The sequence below is a fragment of the Streptomyces smyrnaeus genome, from assembly GCF_017676345.1.
In the GTDB taxonomy this organism is placed as follows: Bacteria; Actinomycetota; Actinomycetes; order Streptomycetales; family Streptomycetaceae; genus Streptomyces; species Streptomyces smyrnaeus.
Window position 1 is genome coordinate 328893 of the sequence record NZ_JAFFZM010000007.1, and the last position, 18913, is coordinate 347805.

At 72.0% G+C, this 18913-nt stretch carries 11 protein-coding genes; 7 read left to right on the forward strand and 4 right to left on the reverse strand.

The features are described from left to right. The first annotated feature begins 74 nt into the window (after nt 1–74). The 3 genes from JW613_RS14480 (at nt 75) to JW613_RS14490 (ending at nt 2450) form a co-directional block, all read left to right on the forward strand. Nucleotides 75–410, forward strand: a complete 336-nt coding sequence (locus tag JW613_RS14480; RefSeq protein ID WP_245225608.1) for an acyl carrier protein — start codon at nt 75–77, stop codon at nt 408–410. A 95-nt stretch (nt 411–505) separates the two neighbouring features. After that, the gene (locus JW613_RS14485; RefSeq protein WP_209211213.1) at nt 506–1720 is read left to right on the forward strand and encodes a cytochrome P450 family protein; all 1215 of its coding nucleotides are present in this window, start codon (nt 506–508) and stop codon (nt 1718–1720) included. A gap of 40 nt (nt 1721–1760) precedes the next feature. Next, a complete protein-coding gene (locus JW613_RS14490; protein ID WP_209211214.1) occupies nt 1761–2450 on the forward strand; it encodes a hypothetical protein in 690 nt (229 codons plus the stop codon). An 81-nt stretch (nt 2451–2531) separates the two neighbouring features. Here JW613_RS14490 and JW613_RS14495 read toward each other — a convergent pair whose 3' ends face one another. Together JW613_RS14495 and JW613_RS14500 are read right to left on the reverse strand one after the other, a co-directional pair. Continuing rightward, the gene (locus JW613_RS14495) at nt 2532–3836 is read right to left on the reverse strand and encodes an activator-dependent family glycosyltransferase (RefSeq protein WP_307865901.1); all 1305 of its coding nucleotides are present in this window, start codon (nt 3834–3836) and stop codon (nt 2532–2534) included. A 51-nt stretch (nt 3837–3887) separates the two neighbouring features. Then, the gene (locus tag JW613_RS14500; protein ID WP_209211216.1) at nt 3888–4730 is read right to left on the reverse strand and encodes an SAM-dependent methyltransferase; all 843 of its coding nucleotides are present in this window, start codon (nt 4728–4730) and stop codon (nt 3888–3890) included. Between the two features lie 324 nt (nt 4731–5054). Here JW613_RS14500 and JW613_RS14505 point away from each other — a divergent pair, with 324 nt between their 5' ends. From JW613_RS14505 to JW613_RS14520, 4 genes are read left to right on the forward strand one after another with little or no spacing between them, the layout of a single operon-like run. Further along, the gene (locus tag JW613_RS14505) at nt 5055–6308 is read left to right on the forward strand and encodes a cytochrome P450 family protein (protein ID WP_209211217.1); all 1254 of its coding nucleotides are present in this window, start codon (nt 5055–5057) and stop codon (nt 6306–6308) included. 10 nt (nt 6309–6318) lie between these two features. Next, complete coding sequence (locus JW613_RS14510) at nt 6319–7269, forward strand: SAM-dependent methyltransferase (RefSeq protein WP_209211218.1); 951 nt, start codon at nt 6319–6321, stop codon at nt 7267–7269. Nucleotides 7270–7312: 43 nt separating this feature from the next. Then, on the forward strand, nt 7313–8260 hold the full coding sequence (locus tag JW613_RS14515; RefSeq protein ID WP_209211219.1) for an alpha/beta fold hydrolase: 948 nt from the start codon (nt 7313–7315) through the stop codon (nt 8258–8260). A 50-nt stretch (nt 8261–8310) separates the two neighbouring features. Continuing rightward, entirely contained in the window at nt 8311–8841 is a 531-nt protein-coding gene (locus tag JW613_RS14520; protein ID WP_209211220.1) for a flavin reductase family protein, read from the forward strand. Between the two features lie 74 nt (nt 8842–8915). Here JW613_RS14520 and JW613_RS36395 read toward each other — a convergent pair whose 3' ends face one another. Next, nucleotides 8916–13931, reverse strand: a complete 5016-nt coding sequence (locus JW613_RS36395) for a type I polyketide synthase (protein WP_372447941.1) — start codon at nt 13929–13931, stop codon at nt 8916–8918. Nucleotides 13932–13951: 20 nt separating this feature from the next. Continuing rightward, nucleotides 13952–18913, reverse strand: a 4962-nt coding sequence (locus JW613_RS14530; RefSeq protein ID WP_209211222.1) for an SDR family NAD(P)-dependent oxidoreductase, incomplete at its 5' end; no start/stop codon positions are given.

Consider the following 18913-nt stretch of genomic DNA (forward strand, 5'->3'; position numbering starts at 1 on the left):
TGCCTTTAGAACCGTGACCCACGATGAACGGCAGTGCGCCAGACAACTCATCCGGAGAGACAGGACTCGACGCCATGACGCCAGAAGCGACCGGTACGGACCAGGCCGTTCAGGAGAAGAACTCGCTGCGGGAGAAAATCAGCGCGGCCGGGCCCGAGGAACGTGAGCGCATCCTGCAGGACACCGTTCGGAAGGAGGCCGCCGACGTCCTCGACCAGAGTGCCCTGAATGCGGACAGCAACTTCCTGGAGCAGGGGCTCACCTCGCTCAAGGCGCTGGAGTTGACCCGGAATCTCATGGCGCTCACCGATGTCGAAATCCCGCTCGTCGCCATCATCGAGCACCCCACGCCCACCCAGCTCGCCCGGTTCATCGCCACCACTCTCGACGAGGGCGACGGTTCCGCCTAGGGACAGGCCAGGGCCGGCGGCATGGGGACGGGCGCCGTGCCGCGCCCGCCGGGGCTGCCGCGGCCGATTCCGACCAGGGTCCAAGGAGGCCGCCGTTGACTCTCGAGTACACGGCTCATACGTATCCGCCGGGCGATCCCGAGCTGGTCGAGGACCCCTACGGCGGCAGCCCCGTCTGGCTCGTCACACGCCACGACGATGTGAGCGAGGTGCTGTCCGATCCCCGCCTCGCCATGGGGCCCGCTCCCCCACCGGGCGGGATGGATGTCCACACCGAGATGCTGGTGAAGCTGGGCGTCGCGGAACACCTCGCCCCTTATCTGGCCGGCAATCTGGTGCACACCGACCCGCCGGACCACACCCGGCTGCGGAAACTGGTCACCCGGGCCTTCTCGGCGCGCCGGATCGCGGCGCTGCGGCCCCGCGTCGAGACGGTCACCGAGGAGCTGCTGCGGACGCTGCCCGAGGCCGTGGACGCCGGTGGCGCGGTCGACATGGTCGAGCACTTCGCGTTCCCCCTGCCGATCACGGTCATCTGCGAACTGCTGGGCGTACCCGCCCAGGACCGCCCCCTGTGGCGGCGGTGGAGCGTGGACTGCGGCAGCATGGACCCCCGGCGGATGAACCCGATGCTCACCGACATCAGTTCCTACATCCTGGAGCTGGCCGAGCAGCGCCGTGCCGAGCCCGCCGACGATCTGCTCACCGCGCTCGTCCAGGCCCGGGACGAGGAGAGCGGCAGGCTCTCGGACACCGAGCTGATCGCCATGGTGCTCAACCTGGTGATCGCGGGGCACGAGACGACGGCGCACCTGATCAGCAACGGTCTCGCCGCGCTGCTGACCCATCCGGAGCAGCTGGCTCTGCTGCGGGACGACCCGGCCCTGGTGCCGGGTGCCGTGCAGGAGCTCATCCGCTGGTGCGGCCCGGCCGTCACCGCCATGCTCCGCTACGCCCGCGAGGACACCACGGTCGGTGGTGCCCGCATTCGGCGGGGCGAGCGGGTGCAGGCGGTGCTGGGCACCGCGAACCGCGACCCGGCGCGCTTCGCCGACCCCGACACGCTGGACATCAGGCGCACAGCCGGCGAGGGCCGTGCCCCTCAGCACGTCGGCTACTCCCACGGAATGCACTACTGCCTCGGCGCTTCGCTGGCCAACCAGGAGGCCGAGGTCGCCTTCACGGCTCTCCTCGCCCGCTGTCCCGGGCTGGCCCTGGCCGTATCGCCACAGGAACTGAAGTGGAAGCCGCTCCCCTTCACCCGGGTGCTGACCCGACTGCCCGTCAGGCTCGGGGCGCCCCGGCCATGACGGCCGACCGCTCGCACCAGAACACCGACTGGAGTTGACTATGAGCACACGCACCGCTGGTCAGCGGCGGCGCGGTACATCCTTGCGCACGGTCGGCGCCGCCGGCCTGGCACTGGGGATGACCGCGCTGCTGGCAGGCCCTTCGTCGGCCGGCACCCGGGACGGGAACGGCGGCCCGGACGCCGCGTCCGCGTCGAAGACCGCCGCGCACAAGTCGAGTACCGCCGCGCACAAGAAGCCCCGCGGCAAGCTGCCGCCCCCGCCGCAGATGCGGGAGATGCAGCGTCTGCTGGGTTCGTGGAAGTGCGTCGAGGTCTCCCCGCCGCCGCCCAACGGGATCGAGAAGACGGTGTCGTACGTCAAGGTCAAGAAGGCCATGGGCGGACACTTCTCCTACAGCACCATCTCGATCGAGCCCGGCACCATCAGGGCACGGGACGTCACGGGCTGGAACCCGGTGGATCGTGTGTACTTCCGGCAATACCATGACAACTGGGGCACCACCAGCATCACGACCTCCCCGGGCTGGAAGGACGGGCACCTGGTCTTCACCGGCGAGTTCATCGGCGTGTCCGAGCCCGACCCCGACGGTGAGGCGGAGGGCGCACACATGAAGCTCACGGACGACTACAAGTGGATCGGGCCGGGGCGCTTCGACGTCACCTCGACGGTCTCCCTGCCGGGCGGGGGCGACTACCCGCACACGGCCGAGTGCCACAGCATCGACTGACCTCCCACCGCCTGCGCACCCACAGGTGCCCGGTCCCGAAGCGAACTCGGGTCCGGGCACCTGTGGGTGCGTGTGGAGCGGTCACGGACGCGGACGCGACTCCCGGTCTCCGGCCACCAGCCGTTCCAGCTCCTGGACCAGCGCGCCGGGGGTGGGCTGGTCCAGGGCCTCCCGCTGCAGTCGCTGCGCTCCCGCGCGGAACGCCCCGTCGCCCAGCAGTTGCTCCAGCATTTCCCTGACCCGGGGCCCGGTGGCCTCGTCCGGTGAGACGGAGAGCCCGGCCCGCGTCTTCTCGAGCACGATGCGCTTGGCCGGCGCGTCGACGGCACTGTCCACCAGGAGCTGCGGAACTCCGTGCAGCAGCGTGCCGTTGAAGTTGCCCGCACCGCCGTGGTGGATCACGGCGGAGCAGGTGGGAGCGACGACGTTGAACGGGACGAAGTCCGCGATCCGGGTGTTGTCCGGAACACTGTCCAGCTGCTGTCGTGCCTCTTCGGGGAGTGTGAGGACCAGTTCGATGTCCAGGTCCGCCAGCGCGTCCAGGATGCCTTGCACCTGTTCGACAGACATGACCTGGAGCTCGGCCAGCTGCCTGGCCGAGATACCGAACGTCATGAGGACCCGCGGCGCCCGCGGCGGCTCGTAAAGCCAGGGCGGCACGACGGAGCGTCCGTTGTACGGGACGTAGCGCATGGACAGGGTGTGCGCGTGGGGCTCCAAGCGGTACGGCTCGGGCAGTACGTTGATCGCGAACTGCCCTGTGACCAGCTCCTCGGAGAAGTCGCTCCCGTACTTCTGCGCCCAGCCCGCGTACCAGTCGCGCAGCGCGTCGGGACGAGCGGCGAGCGGCTGCTGCTCCTTGGCGCGCAGGAAATCGCGGCGCATCCTGAGGCTGAGATCGAGCCAGAACAGCAGCCGCCCGTGCGCGGCCCCGACGACATCGGCGGCCACCGCGCCGGCGTTGGTCACCACGTCGCACAGCACGAGGTCGGGCTGCCAGGAGCGGCTGAACGCCACCAGATCGTCGACCATGCCGTCGTTGAGCAACCGTGTCCGGGGCACCACGACGTTGTCGAACAGCCAGGTGATGTCCTCCCAGGGCAGCCCTTCCCGGTACCCGTCCCCGATCTCGTACAGGGAGTCGGTCGAGAAGGGGGGAACGATCGGCCCCTTCGGGAGATCGCCCTCTTCCTGGGTGCGCCGGATGCGCTGTTCCAGGGTCTCCTCGGGGCCGACGGAGACGGCCGTGAGTCCGGCTTCCGTCACGGTGTCGAGGAGTTCCGGTTCACTGGCCACCCGCACCTCGTGCCCGGCTGCCTGCAGTGCCCAGGCGAGCGGCACCATCGGATAGAAGTGCGTTTTCCAGGCAAACGTCACGAAGAGCACACGCAAGCGGCCCACCTCCTGTCGGGTGACCTGGGCTGGATCGACGGGCTGTTACGGCTTGTGGGCGGTGACGACCACGCAGCCCGGGCCCTTTCCGGGGTCCTCCACGGTGGACGAGCCGAGCACCTCCTCGGCCGTGATCCCGTGCTTGCGCTCGAACTCCCTGCGGTGTTTGATCACACCGTCGAGCAGCAGGTTGAAGGTCCGCTTGGTGTTCTCCGTGACGTCCAGCAACTCGTCGAGCTGGAGCCCGGCGTCCGTCATCAACCCGGGGTAGTCACCGGGCTCGACGACGCTCGCGATGTGCGCTTCGTTCTTCGCCGGCTGCTTGCGCGGGAACCCCTCGAAGAACTCGATGTTCCCGGGGTCCTCCTGCACGACGGTCACATCCGTGAGGGCCACCCGGCCACCGGGCTTGAGCACCCGGGCGAACTCGCGCAGCGCGGCGGGGCGGTCCATGTGGATGATCGACTCGAAGGCGAGCACCGCGTCGAAGGACTCGGACTCGAAGGGCATGTCCATCGCGTTGACATGCTGGAAGGACACCCGGTCGGTCATTCCCTCGCGCTCGGCCCGCTCACCGGCCTGCTCGACCTGGTGCGGGCTGATGGAGATGCCCAGCACCTCGGCACCGGTCGTGCGAGCCACCTGGATCGCCGGCTTCCCGATACCGCAGCCCGCGTCCAGGACCCGGTCGCCGGGCCCCACCCTGAGCCGCGCGGCCAGCATGTCGGTGAAGCGGTTGGTGGCCTCCTCGATCGAGCTCTCGTCCTCGGGCCCGTCCCAGTACCCGAAGTGCAGATTGTCGTTCCAGGCGACTTGCAGCAGCGCCCCCATCCCGTCGTAGTAGTCGGTCATCTGATCGGGAGTCGGCCTGAGCGATGAGGACGTCATAACACTCCTTCTGAGTGCTCGGAGATCGGACAGGTCGTGAAAGCTTGCCCGGAGTACACCAGCGCAGCGACCATACGAGCCCCGATAACGCCCCTCTAAAGCGGCTGGACGGAAGCCGGTCCGCGGCAATTCCGGGGCACCGCGGAAGGAGCCAGGCCACAGATTAGGTCGGCTTTAGAGGCGGGCGCGAGGCTGCAATCCGGCGGAATACACCCGACCGGAGAGAAGGGAATCCACCCGCCTTCTTCGAACTCGACCGGCGAGCGGCCGGGGACGAGCGTCCGCCGATACCGGCCGCCGCTCAGTGCGACAAGGACGCCCTTGATGGAAACCACGCACATCTATTCCCTGAGCGACCCCGGACTGATCGACGACCCATACGGCGGCTTCGGGGTCATCCGGGAGGAGGCGCCCGTCGCACGAGGTGACCTCGGTGGCCGACCCGTCTGGATCGTCACGCGTCATGACGACGTGAGCACGGTGCTCGGCGACCGGCGCTTCGTCAACAACTCCCTCTCCCTCCCGGGCAGCACCGTCGACGCCCGTGCGGAGACGCTCGTGGGCATGGGAGTCTCCCGCGACCGCGTCCCCTATCTGGCCGGCAACCTGGTGCACACCGATCCACCGGACCACACCCGGCTGCGGAAGCTGGTCACACGGGCGTTCTCGGCCCGGCGGGTCAAAGAGCTCCGCCCACGGGTGCGCGTCCTCACCGACGAACTGCTCACCACACTGCCCGGCCATGCCGGCCCGGACGGAACCGTCGACTTCATCGAGCACTTCGCCTATCCGCTGCCGATCACCGTGATCTGCGAACTGCTCGGCGTGCCCGCGTCCGACCGGCCCCGGTGGCGGTCCTGGAGCGAGGACTACACCAGCGCCGACATCGGCCGCATGGACACGATGCTCGCCGCCATGAGCACGTACTTGCGCGAACTGGCCGAGCAGCGGCGGGCCGAGCCCACGGACGATCTGTTCACCGCCCTCCTCCAGGCGCACGACGAGGATAACGGCCGGCTGTCGGACACCGAGCTGATCACCATGGTGCTGACGCTGATGATCGCGGGTCATGAGACGACGGCGCATCTCCTCGGCAACGGCCTGGTCGCGCTGCTGACCCACCCCGACCAGCTCGCGCTGCTCCGCGGGAGTCCGGAACTGATGCCCGGGGCCGTGCAGGAGCTGCTGCGCTGGTGCAGCCCCATCGTCGTGGGCATGCTGCGGTACGCGGCCGAGGACGTGACGGTCGGGGACACACTCATCAGGCAGGGCGAGTGCGTGCAGGTCGTCCTCGGCTCGGCCAACCACGATCCGCGGCGCTACCCCGACCCGGACCGCCTCGACATCACCCGTCCCGCCGGCGCCGCCGGCGCGCACCATCTCGCCTACTCCCACGGCCCCCACTACTGCCTGGGCGCCTCACTGGCCAACCAGGAGGCCGAGGTCGCCTTCACGGCCCTCCTCGGCACCTACCCCCACCTGGCGCTCGCCGTACCCCGAGAACAACTCGACTGGAAGCCGCTCCCACTCATCCGGCAGCTCGCTCACCTGCCCGTGACGCTGGGGACACCTTCGTAGAAGGGCGAAGATGAGCAATCAACCGATCACTGGTGAACGTAGCCGCACCTCCCAGGGCAAGCTGGCGAAGGTCCGGCGGATGTTCCGCTCCTCCGAGACGCCCGACGACCGGGTGCGCTCGTTCTACGAGGTCCTCGACCGGATGCGCGACGACGGCTTCTACCGCGACATCCTCGGCAACGACAGCCTCTATATGAACTACGGCTACTGGGCTCCCGGGTGCACGGACCACGACGACGCGTGCCAGGCCCTGGCCGAGGAGCTGGGTGAGGCGGCCGGCATCGGAGCGGGCGACCGGGTGCTGGACGTCGGATTCGGCTTCGCCGAACAGGACTTCCACTGGCTGCGCACCCGCAAGCCCCGGGAGATCGTCGGCATCAATGTGACACCGAGCCAGGTGGCGGCGGCACAGCAGCGCGCTGAGGAACTGGGCTTCGCCGACCGGCTCGACCTGCGGGTGGGCTCCGCCACCTCGCTGCCGTTCGAGGACGGCTCGTTCGACGCAGTGGTGGCGTTGGAGGCATCGGCCCACTTCCACACCCGCGACCGATTCTTCGCCGAGGCCTTCCGGGTGCTGCGGCCCGGCGGCATCCTCGCCACGACCGACCCGCTGCCCGCGCCCGCGGGAACCGGCGGGAAGAGCCTGCTGGGGCGGCTGGACGAGTGGCGCCGCAAGCGCGTCATCCCGGACGAGAACTGGTACTCGCGGCAGGTGTACGCGGAGCGGCTCACCAGCGCCGGATTCGCCCCGGTGACGGTCCGGGACGTCACCGACCGGGTGCTGGTGCCGAACGCGGAGTACGTGCGTGAGCGGTGCGCCAAGCTGCTCCGGGACCCGCGCTACCGCTCCTCCAAGCAGAAGAACAGCATCACCTGGCACGTCAAGCTCACCGATCTGCGCGCGACGACGAGGGAGTACGTCCTCGCCTCCGCCGAGAAACCCCGGGACCCGCGCGGCTGAGGCGGACAGCCCGGGCACCGCGGTCACGTCCGGAGAAGGAGCCATGGCAGAGCACACCGCAGAGCAGGCCGGGACGACCGACTCCGACCGCGCGCCGACGGACCTCCGCGTCCGCTTGGACGAGGAGGTGACGCTGCGCGTACGCCACCGTCCCGGAGCGGCGGACCCTGCTTTCCTCCTCGTACACGGGCTGGCGTCGAACGCCAGGCTGTGGGACGAGGTCGCAGCCCGGCTGTGCGCCGCCGGTCACGCCGTCTACGCGGTCGATCTGCGCGGTCACGGCGAGACCGAGGCACCCGAGGACGACACGTACGGCACCGCTGCCGCGGCGGCGGACGTGCTGGCGGCCGGCGTACAGCTCGGGCTGACCCGTGCGATCGTCGGCGGCCACTCCTGGGGCGCCGATGTGGCGCTGACCCTCGCCACCGAGCACCCCTCCTTCGTCGCCGGGCTCGCTCTGGTGGAGGGCGGCTACACCGACGCGACCGTCTTCTACGGGACCTGGGAGCGGTTCGTCTCCATGATGTCGATGGCCGGGCCCGCTTTGGAGGGGGTCACCCTGGAGGACATGCGCGGCTATCTGCGCGCCATGCACCCGGACTGGTCGGACAGCGCGATCGAGGCGTCGTTGTCCTCCCTCCGGACCGGCGCCGACGGCTCGCTGTCCCCTCGGCTGTCCCCGCGCCAGCGGACGGCGATCCTGCGCAGCGTGTGGAGCTGCCCACCGAGCCGCTTGTACGCCGGGATCACCCAGCCGGTCACTCTGCTGCCCGCCACCCCGGTACCGGACAACGGGCGGATAGCGCCGGATGTGCTGGCGCTCTTCGAGCAGCTGCGTGCCTCCCTGGTCCGCGCCACGGAGGGGCTGCCGCACGCGACCGTCCACGAGTACCAGGGCGCCGACCACGATCTCCACGCCCAGCACCCCGACCGGGTCGCGACCCACCTGCTGGAACTGGCGGAGTCGGTGGGCCGAAGCGAAGTGATGTGAGGGGCAGAGCGGGAAGACCGCCGCGCACGTCCACCGGAGGGAAGGCCGGGATGACGCCGCACACGATCCGAACTCCGGGCACACCGACCGCGCCGGAACAGGCCGCGTTCCGCGAGGTGATGGGCCGCTTCGCGACCGGAGTGGTCGCGGTCACCGGACTGGCGGAGGGCTCGCCCGCCGGACTCGCGGTCAACTCGTTCACCTCCGTCTCGCTGGTCCCGCCCCTGGTCTCCTTCTGCGTCGCCCGCACCAGCCGGACCTGGCCCCGCATCCGGGGCACCGGGCTGGTCTGCGTCAACATCCTGCGCGAGGACCAGCGGGACGTCTCGCGCCGGATGGCCGCCGCCGGGAGCGACAAGTTCCGGGGGCTGGCGTGGTCGGCCTCGCCTTCGGGGCTGCCCCTCATCGACGGGGCGATCGGGTGGCTGGAGTGCGCCCTCGACGACGAGCACCCCGCCGGTGACCACACCATCGTCGTGACGCGCGTCCGGCACCTGGGGGCCCGTGAGGCGGACCGTCCGCTGCTCTTCTACCGGGGCGGCTACGGCCGCCTCGCGACGCTGCCGTACGGGGACAGCTGACGCGCTCAGGGCACGGAGGGCACGAGTGAGGGAACCGGTGGCGGCCGGGTCGGGCGACCCGGCCGCCACCGGTGTCAGGCGCCCAGTTCCCGGTCCAGGAGCGCGAACATGTCGTCGGCCGTGGCCGCGGCGAGATCGTCCCCGACGTCGGCCGTGGCGTCCACCGTCCCCTCGTCCGCTCCGCCCTCGCCCTCCGCCGACTCGTGGCGCCACAGGAGTGCCCGCAGCCTGTTCACCAGGCCGGTGCGGCGGGGATCGGTCTGCGGCAGCGCGGTGAGCACCGCTTCCAGCTCTCGGAGGTGGTCCGCCGCTCCGTCGGCGTGGACCGCGCCGTCCTCGGGGAACAGGCCGCTCAGCAGGCAGTCGGCGAGGGCGGCCGGGGTGGGGTGGTCGAAGGCCGCCGTGGCGGGAAGGCCGACGCCCGTGGCGGCGCGCAGCCGGTTGCGCAGCTCGACCGCCGCGATGGAGTCGAAGCCCAGCTCCTTGAACGGACGGTCGGGGCCCACCTGATCCGCCGACCGGTAGCGCAGAACAGCGGCCACGTGCGTCCGGACGAGGGCGAGCAGCCGTGCGCCGCGTTCGGCGGCGGGGAGGGCCGCGATCTCCCGCCGGAGCGCCGACTGCTGGTCGACGGCCGCCCCTTCGTCCGCGCCGGCCGCCACCGTGCCGGCAGCTTCGGTGTGCCGCCGTGCGCGCCGCGCCTCTGGCACCTCGTCGAACAGCGTGCTCGGCCGGGCCAGGGTGAACAGCGGCAGAAAGGTGTCCCAGGCGACGTCGGCGACGACCGTCCGCGCGACGTCCTGCTCCAGGAGGCGGCCGAGCGCGGTCACCGCCAGCCGGGGATCGAGGGGCGGAAGACCCTGCCGTCGGGCTGCCGTGCCGCGTTCCCCGGTGCTCTCCGGCAGATCCCACAGCCCCCAGGCGACCGAGACTGCGCGGCCGCCGTCGGCGCGGCGGCGCTGGGCCAGCGCCTCCATGTACGCGTGCGCCGCCGCGTACGCTCCATGGTCGCGGCTGCCCCAGACGGCGGCGACGGAGGTGAAGTAGACGACGGTGCCGTCCGGATGCGCACCGCACAGGTCGTCCAGATAGGGGGCCGCGCCGGCCTGTCCCGCGTGCACCGCGTCGGCGAGCCGCTCGGGCGTAAGCTCCGCCAACGGGGCCAGCTCGCCGGAGGCCGAGGTGTGGAAGACCGTGCCGACGGGCGCACCCTCTGCCGCCAGCCGTTCGGCGAGGGCCGTCACATCCGCGTGGTCGGCGGGGTCGCAGTCGTCGACATCCAGGACGGCGCCCAGTTCGGCCAGTTCCTCGGCGAGGATCTTGGCGCCCGGCGCCGCGTCCGCCTCGCTGTCCAACAGCACCACGCGTTCGGCGCCGCCCTCGGCGAGCCAGCGGGCCAGATGCGGCGTCAGCCCCCCGACGCCGCCGGTGACCAGGACCGTACCGCGGGGGGTCCACCCGGTGGTGCCGTCGCTCGCGCCGTCGCCGGCACCGTGCGGGGCGGGCACGAGGCGGCGCGCGTGGATACCGGAGGGCCGCAACGCCACCTGGTCGTCGGGGCCGCTGAGCGCGGCACGCAGCGCAGCCGCCTCCAGTCCTCGCGGCCCCGGCGGCAGATCGATCAGTCCGCCCCACTCCTCGGGGTGCTCCAGCGCCGCCACCCTGCCCAGACCCCACAGTTGCGCCTGCTCGGGCGAGTCCAGCCGTTCACCGTCGTCGACGGCGACCGCTCCCCTGCTCGCACACCACACAGGCGCCCCGATGCCGGAGTCGACCAGCGCCTGGAGGAGGGTGAGGGTCTCACCGAGACCGCGCGCCACGCCGGGCAGCGGCCCCCGTTCGTCCAGTGCCAGCAGCGAGAGCACTCCTGTCAGCGGCGTGTCACGGTCGTACTCCCTCAGGAGAGCGGCAAGTTCGTCCCGGCCCGTCTCGGCGTCGACCTCGATCGTGCGGACGTCCCCCAGCGCTTCGGTGCACACGCTCAGCCAGTCCTCGGCGCCACCCGTCGGCCGTACGAGGAGCCAGTGCCCGCCCAGGTCCTCGGTGGTCGCCTCCGGCAGCGGCGCCCACCGGACGCGGTACCGCCAGGAGTCCACGGCGGACCGTTCCCGGAGCCGCCGGCGCCAGCCGGTGAACGCGGGGAGCAGCGTTCCGAGCGAGTCGCGCGCACCGGCGTCGTCGGCGAGCCGCAGTTCGCCGGTGAGCGTGTCGAGATCGCCCCCCTCGACCGCGCTCCAGAACCGGGTCTCCTCCTCGGTGACCGCCGGCACGTCCTCGTCGCCCTCGGACCCGTCGAACGCCGCTACGTCGGGCAGCCAGTAGCGCTCACGCTGGAAGGGGTAGGTCGGCAGGTCGACCAGCGGCCGCTCGCCCAGCCATGCCGTCCAGTCCACCGGCGCGCCCGCGCAGAAAGCCTGCGCGAGGGCATACACCAGCTGATTACACCCGCCCTGGTCCCGGCGCAGCGTGGGAACCACAGCCGCCTCCACCCCGACCCCGTCACGAGTCTCCTCCATACCCAGAGCCAACACCGGATGCGCACTCGCCTCGATGAACAGCCGGTGGCCCTCTGCCAGCAGGGTCTCGACAGTGTCGGCGAACCGCACCGGGCGACGTAGATTGGTGATCCAGTACTCGGTATCCAAAGTCGTGGTCTCGATACGGGCCCCCGTCACCGTCGAGAAGAAAGCGACGGGCGCGGAACGCGGCTCGATACCCGCCAGCACCTCGCGCAGCTCCTCGGCGATCTCATCGACCTGCGGACCGTGCGAGGCGTAGTCCACGTCCACCAGCCGCGCTTGCGCTCCCCCCTCCCGCGCGGCTGCCACCACGGCCGAAACAGCCGCCGGCGGGCCCGAGACAACTGTCGAGGAGGGGCCGTTGACGGCCGCGACCCCGGCGCCCGGCCCCGCCTGGTCGATCAGCCGCCGGGCTTCGTCGCTGCTCACCCCGAGCGAGGCCATCGCTCCGCCCCCGGCAAGCTGCCGCAGCGCCCGGCTGCGCAACGCCACAACCCGCGCACCGTCCTCCAGCGACAACGCCCCCGCCACACAGGCGGCGGCGATCTCACCCTGGCTGTGACCGACCACGGCCGCGGGCCGCACCCCGTACTCCGCCCACACCGCAGCCAGCGACACCATCACCGCCCACAACACCGGCTGCACCACATCCACCCGCGCCAGCTCGGTGCCGTCACTCCGCAGTACGTCCTCCAACGACCAGTCCACATGCGGCTTCAACGCCCGCTCGCACTCCGCGATCCGCGCCGCGAACGCGGGCGAGGAATCCAGCAGCTCGACACCCATCCCCACCCACTGCGAACCCTGCCCCGGAAACACCAGCACCGGACCGGCATCCGCCCCCGGCACCGCCCTCTCTCCGCACACCAGCCCCGGATGCGGCTCACCCGACGCCAACGCCACCAGGCCCGCCGTCAGCTCTTCCCGCTCCTCCCCCAGCACCACAGCCCGCTGCTCGAACACCGACCGCGACGCCACCAGCGACCAACCCACCTCGGCAGGCGAACCAGAAACTCCGCTCAGCCGTCCGGCCGCCTCCCGCAGCGCGCCCTCGTTCCGCGCCGAGAGCACCCACGGCACGATGCCCTGGTCCGCGTCCACGTCCGTGGCGGGGGCGGGCGCCGCCGTCGGCTCCGGTGCGGGCGCCTCCTCGACGATCAGATGGGCGTTGGTCCCGGAGATCCCGAACGACGAGACACCCGCGCGGCGCGGACGCTCCCCCACCGGCCACTCCGTGGCGGCGGTGAGCAGGCGCAGGGCACCGGCCGACCAGTCCACGTGGGGCGAGGGCTCGTCCAGGTGGAGGGAGGCTGGCAGCACACCGTGCCGCATCGCCTGCACCATCTTGATGACCCCGGCGACTCCGGCAGCAGCCTGGGTGTGCCCGATGTTGGACTTGACCGACCCCAGCCACAACGGCCGCTCCGCCGCGCGCTCCTGCCCGTACGTCGCCAGCAGTGCCTGCGCCTCGATCGGATCGCCCAGGGTGGTGCCGGTGCCGTGTCCCTCCACGGCGTCCACCTGGTCCGGGGTCAGGCGCGCATGGGCGAGCGCCTGCTGGATGACGCGTTCCTGTGCGGCATCGTTGGGCGCGGTGAGCCCGTTGCTGGCGCCGTCCTGGTTGACGGCGGAGCCCCGGACGACCGCGAGCACCCGGTGACCGTTGCGGCGCGCATCCGACAGCCGCTCCAGCAGCACCAGACCCACACCCTCCGAGAAGCCCGTCCCGTCCGCCGAGGCCGCATAGGACTTGCAGCGGCCGTCGGGGGCGAGGCCGCGCTGCCGGGAGAACTCGGCGAAAGCCGTGGGGGTGGTGAGCGCGGTGACACCGCCCGCGAGGGCGAGTGCGCACTCCCCCTGGCGCAGGGCCTGCGCCGCCAGGTGGATGGCGACCAACGACGACGAGCACGCCGTGTCCACCGTCACGGCCGGGCCCTCCAAACCGTAGGTGTACGCCACGCGGCCGGAGACGACACTGGTCAGGGTCCCGGTGGTGGCGTAGCCCTCGAAGCCCTCGGGAACGTGGGGCATCCGGGTCATGTAGTCGCGGCTGGAGACTCCCGCGTAGACGCCGGTGCGGGTGCCGCGCAGCGCGCCCGGATCGATGCCCGCGCGCTCCAGCAGCTCCCAGGAGACCTCCAGCAGCAGTCGCTGCTGCGGGTCCATCGCCAACGCCTCACGTGGAGAGATCCCGAAGAAATCGGCGTCGAAGCGGTCGGCATCGTGCAGGAAGCCGCCGTCGCGCACATAGCTGGTGCCGGGGTGGTCGGGGTCGGGGTGGAAGAGTCCGTCCAGGTCCCAGCCGCGGTCCTCGGGGAACGGGGTGATGGCGTCCCTGCCCTCGGCGACCAGGTCCCACAGCTCCTCGGGGGAGCGGACGCCGCCCGGGTAGCGGCAGGCCATGCCGACGATGGCCACCGGCTGGCGGTTGCGCTCCTCGGCGTCGCGCAGCCGCTCACGCGTACGGGTGAGGTCCGCGGTGGCCTTCCGCAGATACTGGCGGAGCTTGTCCTCGGTCCCCGGCAGATCGTTCCTCGGTGCTTCGGTCCCCGGCACTTCGGTCCCCGGCATCGTTCGGTCCTCGCTCCCCATCAGGACGGCACTTCCCTGTCGATCAGTTCGAACAGCTCGTCGTCGGAGGCGGTCTCCAGTGCGGCATCGTCCGCCACCTCTCCGTTCCCGCTCGCGCCGCCGGGGTCGGTGCGGTCGTCGCCGAGCCGCCAGACCAGGGCCTCCAGCCGGCGCAGCAGCCGTTCGCGGGCGTCGTCGCCCGGTGCGTGCTGTGCCATGGCCCGCTCCAGCCGCTCCAGCTCGGCGAACACCGGATGCGCACGCGCGGACGCCGCGCCGCCGCTGCTCCCTTCTCCCGCGGTGCGGGGGCCGAGCTCGTCATACAGATACGTGGCCACCGCCGTGGGCGTCGGGTGGCGGAAGACGAACGTGGCAGGAAGCCGCAGACCGCTCGCCGCGGCCAGCCTGTTGCGGAGTTCGACGGCGGTCAGCGAGTCGAACCCGACGTCCTTGAACGCGGTTTCCGCACCGATCGCCTCGGCCCCGGCATGGCCGAGGACCGCCGCCGCGTGCGACCGCACCACGTCGAGCAGCACGCGGCGCCGCTCGTCCTCCGGCACAGCCGCCAGCCTGCTGCCCAGATCGGCGACGGCGGGCCCGCCGGCTCCGGCCGCTGTCCGACGCGCCGCGCCTCCCGGCTCGGTGACGAGCGCGCGGAAGAGCGGCGGTGGGCCGTCGGCGGACCGGGCGGCCGACGTACGGACGTCGAGGCGCAGCGCGAGGAGGTGCGGGGCACCGTGCCCGTGCCCCGCGTCGAACAGGCGCAGGCCCTGCTCGGTGGTGAGCGTGCCGAGCCCCGTACGGGCCATGCGGGCCAGGTCGGTGTCGGTGAGCTGCCCCGTCATGCCGCTGGCCTCCGCCCACAGGCCCCAGCCCAGGGCCACACCGGGCAACCCGGCGGCCTGCCGACGCACGGCAAGGGCCTCGCAGTAGGCGTTGGCGGCGGCGTAGTTGGCCTGCCCGGGGCTGCCGAGCGTCGCCGCGCTGGAGGAGAACAGCACGAACATGCCGAGCGGCAGATGCGCGGTCGCGGTGTGCAGATGGTGGGCGGCGGCGGCCTTGACCGCCCACACCCTCGCGAGCCGTTCCGGGGTCAGCGCCGCAACCACCCCGTCGTCCAGCGCACCGGCGGCGTGGACCACCCCGGTGAGCGGGTGTTCGGGGCCGGTCGACGCGACGAGCCGCTCCACCGCCTCCCGCTCCGTGATGTCGGCCGCGACGATGCGTGCCTCGGCGCCCAGGTCGGCGAGTCTTGCCGCGAGTTCTCGTGCGCCGGGTGCTTCGGGCCCCTGACGGCTGACCAGCAGCAGATGCCGCACGCCCCAGACCTCGGCGAGGTGCTCGGCGACACGGCTGCCCAAGGTGCCGGTACCGCCGGTGACGAGGACGGTGCCGTCGGGGTCCAGGCTCTGGGGCACGTCCAGCACGACCTTGCCGATGTGCCGGGCGCGGCCCAGCCAGCGCAGCGCCTCGTGGGCGCGCGCCACCGGCCAGGCCCGCACGGGAGCGGGCCGCAGCGTACCGGCGGCGAACAGCTCCGCCAGCTCGGCCAGCATCTCCCCGATACGGTCGGGACCTGCGTCCGGTATGAGGTCGAACGCCCGGTAGCGGACGCCCGGGTGCGCGGCCGTGATCTCCTCCGCGTCACGGATGTCGTTCTTGCCCATCTCCAGGAACCTGCCGCCCTCGCGCAGCAGCCGCAGGGAGGCGTCGACGAACTCGCCTGTGAGGCTGTTGAGGACGGCATCGACCTGGGGGAAGGCCGAGGCGAAGTGCAGGTCCCGGGAAGAGGCGCGGTGTTCGGCGTCGATCCCCATGTGCTCCAGCACGCTCTGCTTGCCGGGGCCGGCCGTGGCATACACCTCGGCGCCCAGGTGGCGGGCGATCTGCACCGCCGCGGTGCCCACCCCGCCGGTGGCCGCGTGGATCAGCACCGACTCGCCGGGCCGCAGCCGCGCCAGGTCCACGAGTGCGAACCAGGCCGTCGCGAAGACGACGGGGACCGCGGCGGCCTCCCGCCAACCCCAGCCTTCCGGCACCCTGGTCAGCATCCGTGCGTCCGCCACCGCGAGGGGTCCGAAGGCCCCCTCGAACAGCCCCATCACCCGGTCCCCGACCGCGAGCCCTGAGACTCCGGGCCCGACCTCGGTCACCGTGCCGGCTCCCTCGCTGCCGAGCCCGGTCTGGCCGGGCGCCATGCCCAGGCTCACCAGTGCGTCGCGGAAGTTGACGCCGGCCGCACGTACCGCGATCCGCACCTGGCCGCGAGCCGGCGGTTCCGCCACCTCGGGACAGGCGACCGGAACCACGGCCTCCAGGGTGGAACCGGCGCCGGAACCAGCGCCCGTACCCGCGTCCAGTCGCCAGGGACCATGCAGGGGTGGCCGCTTCCGGGCCCCGGCACGCGTCAGACGCGGTACGAGGACCCGTTCGTCGCGCGCGGCGACCTGGGGCTCACCGGCGGCCAGGGCCCGTACGACCGCCTCGGTGGCGGCGGTACCGGTCACCTCGTGCTCGGGGCCGAGGTCGAGGAGGAGCAGACGGTCCGGCTCCTCGGACTGCGCGCTGCGGACCAGCCCCCAGACCGCGGCCGCCGCCGGGTCCAGTTCCGCTCCGTCGTCGGCGTCGTCCGCCACGACCGCTCCCCTGGTCACCACCACCAGTCGGCATGCGGCCAACCGCGGCTCGGCCAGCCAGCCCTGGACCAGGGCGAGCACGTCGGCGCCGGCACGCAGGCCGCCGTCCGGTGCCTCCCAACCGGCGCCCCGCCCGCCCCGCCCGTCCGCCGTGGCGAGGTCGGCGAGGTCGGCGAATACGACGGGGGGTACGGCAGCCCCTGCGTCGAGCGCTGCCGTCAGCTCGGCGAGGTTCCCGTAAGAAGCCTGCCCCGCGCCCAGTACGGCCCAATCGCCGTCGCCCATCAACCGCTCCCGAGCGGCCTCGGGCGGTGCGGACAGCGGGGTCCAGTCCGTACGGAAGAGGCCGTCGACCTCGTCCTGGCGAGCTGCCCTGAGCTGTTCGGGGTCGGCGGCGCGCAGCACCACGGACTCGACGGTCAGCACCGGCGCGCCGACCGCGTCGGCCACGGTGACCCGCACGGCCCGCTCGCCCTGACCGTCCGCGCTCCCGGCGCCCGGTGTGACCCGTACGCGCACGGTCGTCGCCCCTGTCGCCCACAGCGAGACGCCGCTCCAGGCGAACGGCAACCACACCCGGTCCTCGTCCTCCTCCTTCGCCCCGCCGTCCAGCAACGCGGACTGGAGAGCGGCGTCCAGGAGGGCGGGGTGCACCCCGAAGCCCTCGGCATGTCCTGCCGCCTCCGGCAGCTCGACCTCGGCCAACAGTTCGTCGCCGTCCCGCCAGGCGGCGCGCAGGCCCTGGAAGGCCGGGCCGTAGGTGTATCCGCCTGCTGCGGCCGTGTCGTAGAAGTCCGTCAGATCGAGCGGTTCGGCGCCCGCCGGTGGCCAGACGCCTTCCACGTCCTCCACGTCCTCGTCGGCGGCCGCAGGCGCTGGACCGAGCACACCGCGTGCATGGCACTCCCACGAGCGTTCGTCGGCGGACGACGTGTCGCCGTCCTCGGTGCGCGCGTACACGGCCACCTCACAACGGCCGTCGTCACCGACGGCCCCGACCGCGACCTGGATCCGTACGCCACCGGTGTCCGGAACGTGCAGCGGCGCTGCCAGCGTCAGCTCGTCGACGCGGCCGCACCCTGCCTCGTCGGCCGCCCGCAACGCCCACTCCAGCAGCGCCGCACCCGGCACCAGCACACTGTCGAGCACCCGGTGGTCGGCCAGCCACGGCTGGGACCGCTGCGCGAGCCTGCCGGTGAGCAGCCGGGCCCCGGTGTCCGCGAGCTGCGTGGTGGCGCCGAGCACCGGATGCCCGGCGGGTACGAGACCGAGTCCGGCCGGGTCCTGGGAGGTGCCGGAGCGGCCGTCCAGCCAGTAGCGCTCGTGCTGGAAGGGGTAGGTCGGCAGGTCGACCAGCGGCCGCTCGCCCAGCCATGCCGTCCAGTCCACCGGCGCTCCGGCGCAGAACGCCTGCGCGAGGGCATACGCCAGCTGATTACACCCGCCCTGGTCCCGGCGCAGCGTGGGAACCACAGCCGCCTCCACCCCGACCCCGTCACGAGTCTCCTCCATACCGAGGGCCAACACCGGGTGCGGGCTGGCCTCGATGAACAGCCGGTGGCCCTCTGCCAGCAGGGTCTCGACGGTGTCGGCGAACCGCACCGGGCGACGTAGATTGGTCACCCAGTACTCGGTATCCAAAGTCGTGGTGTCGATGCGCGCCCCCGTCACCGTCGAGAAGAAAGCGACAGACGCAGAACGCGGCTCGATACCCGCCAGCACCTCGCGCAGCTCCTCGGCGATCTCATCGACCTGCGGACCGTGCGAGGCATAGTCCACGTCCACCAGCCGCGCCCGCTCCCCCACCGCCTCACACGCCGACACCACCGCCGCCACCGGCTCCGGCGGCCCGGACACCACCGTGGAGGAAGGGCCGTTGACGGCCGCGATCCCGACACCCGGGGCATCGACCACCAGCCGCTCGGCCTGCTCCCGTCCGACGCCCAGGGAGGCCATCGCTCCGCCCCCGGCGAGCTGCCGCAGCGCCCGGCTGCGCAACGCCACAACCCGTGCACCGTCCTCCAACGACAGCGCCCCCGCCACACAGGCGGCGGCGATCTCGCCCTGGCTGTGACCCACCACCGCTGTCGGGATGACACCGTGCTCGGCCCACACCGCAGCCAGCGACACCATCACCGCCCACAACACCGGCTGCACCACATCCACCCGATCCAACGCGGACCCGTCCCCCCGCAACACCTGCGCCAAGGACCAGTCCACATGCGGCTTCAACGCCCGCTCACACTCCGCGATCCGCGCCGCGAACGCGGGCGAGGAATCCAACAGTTCAACGCCCATCCCCGCCCACTGCGAACCCTGCCCCGGAAACACCAGCACCGGACCGGC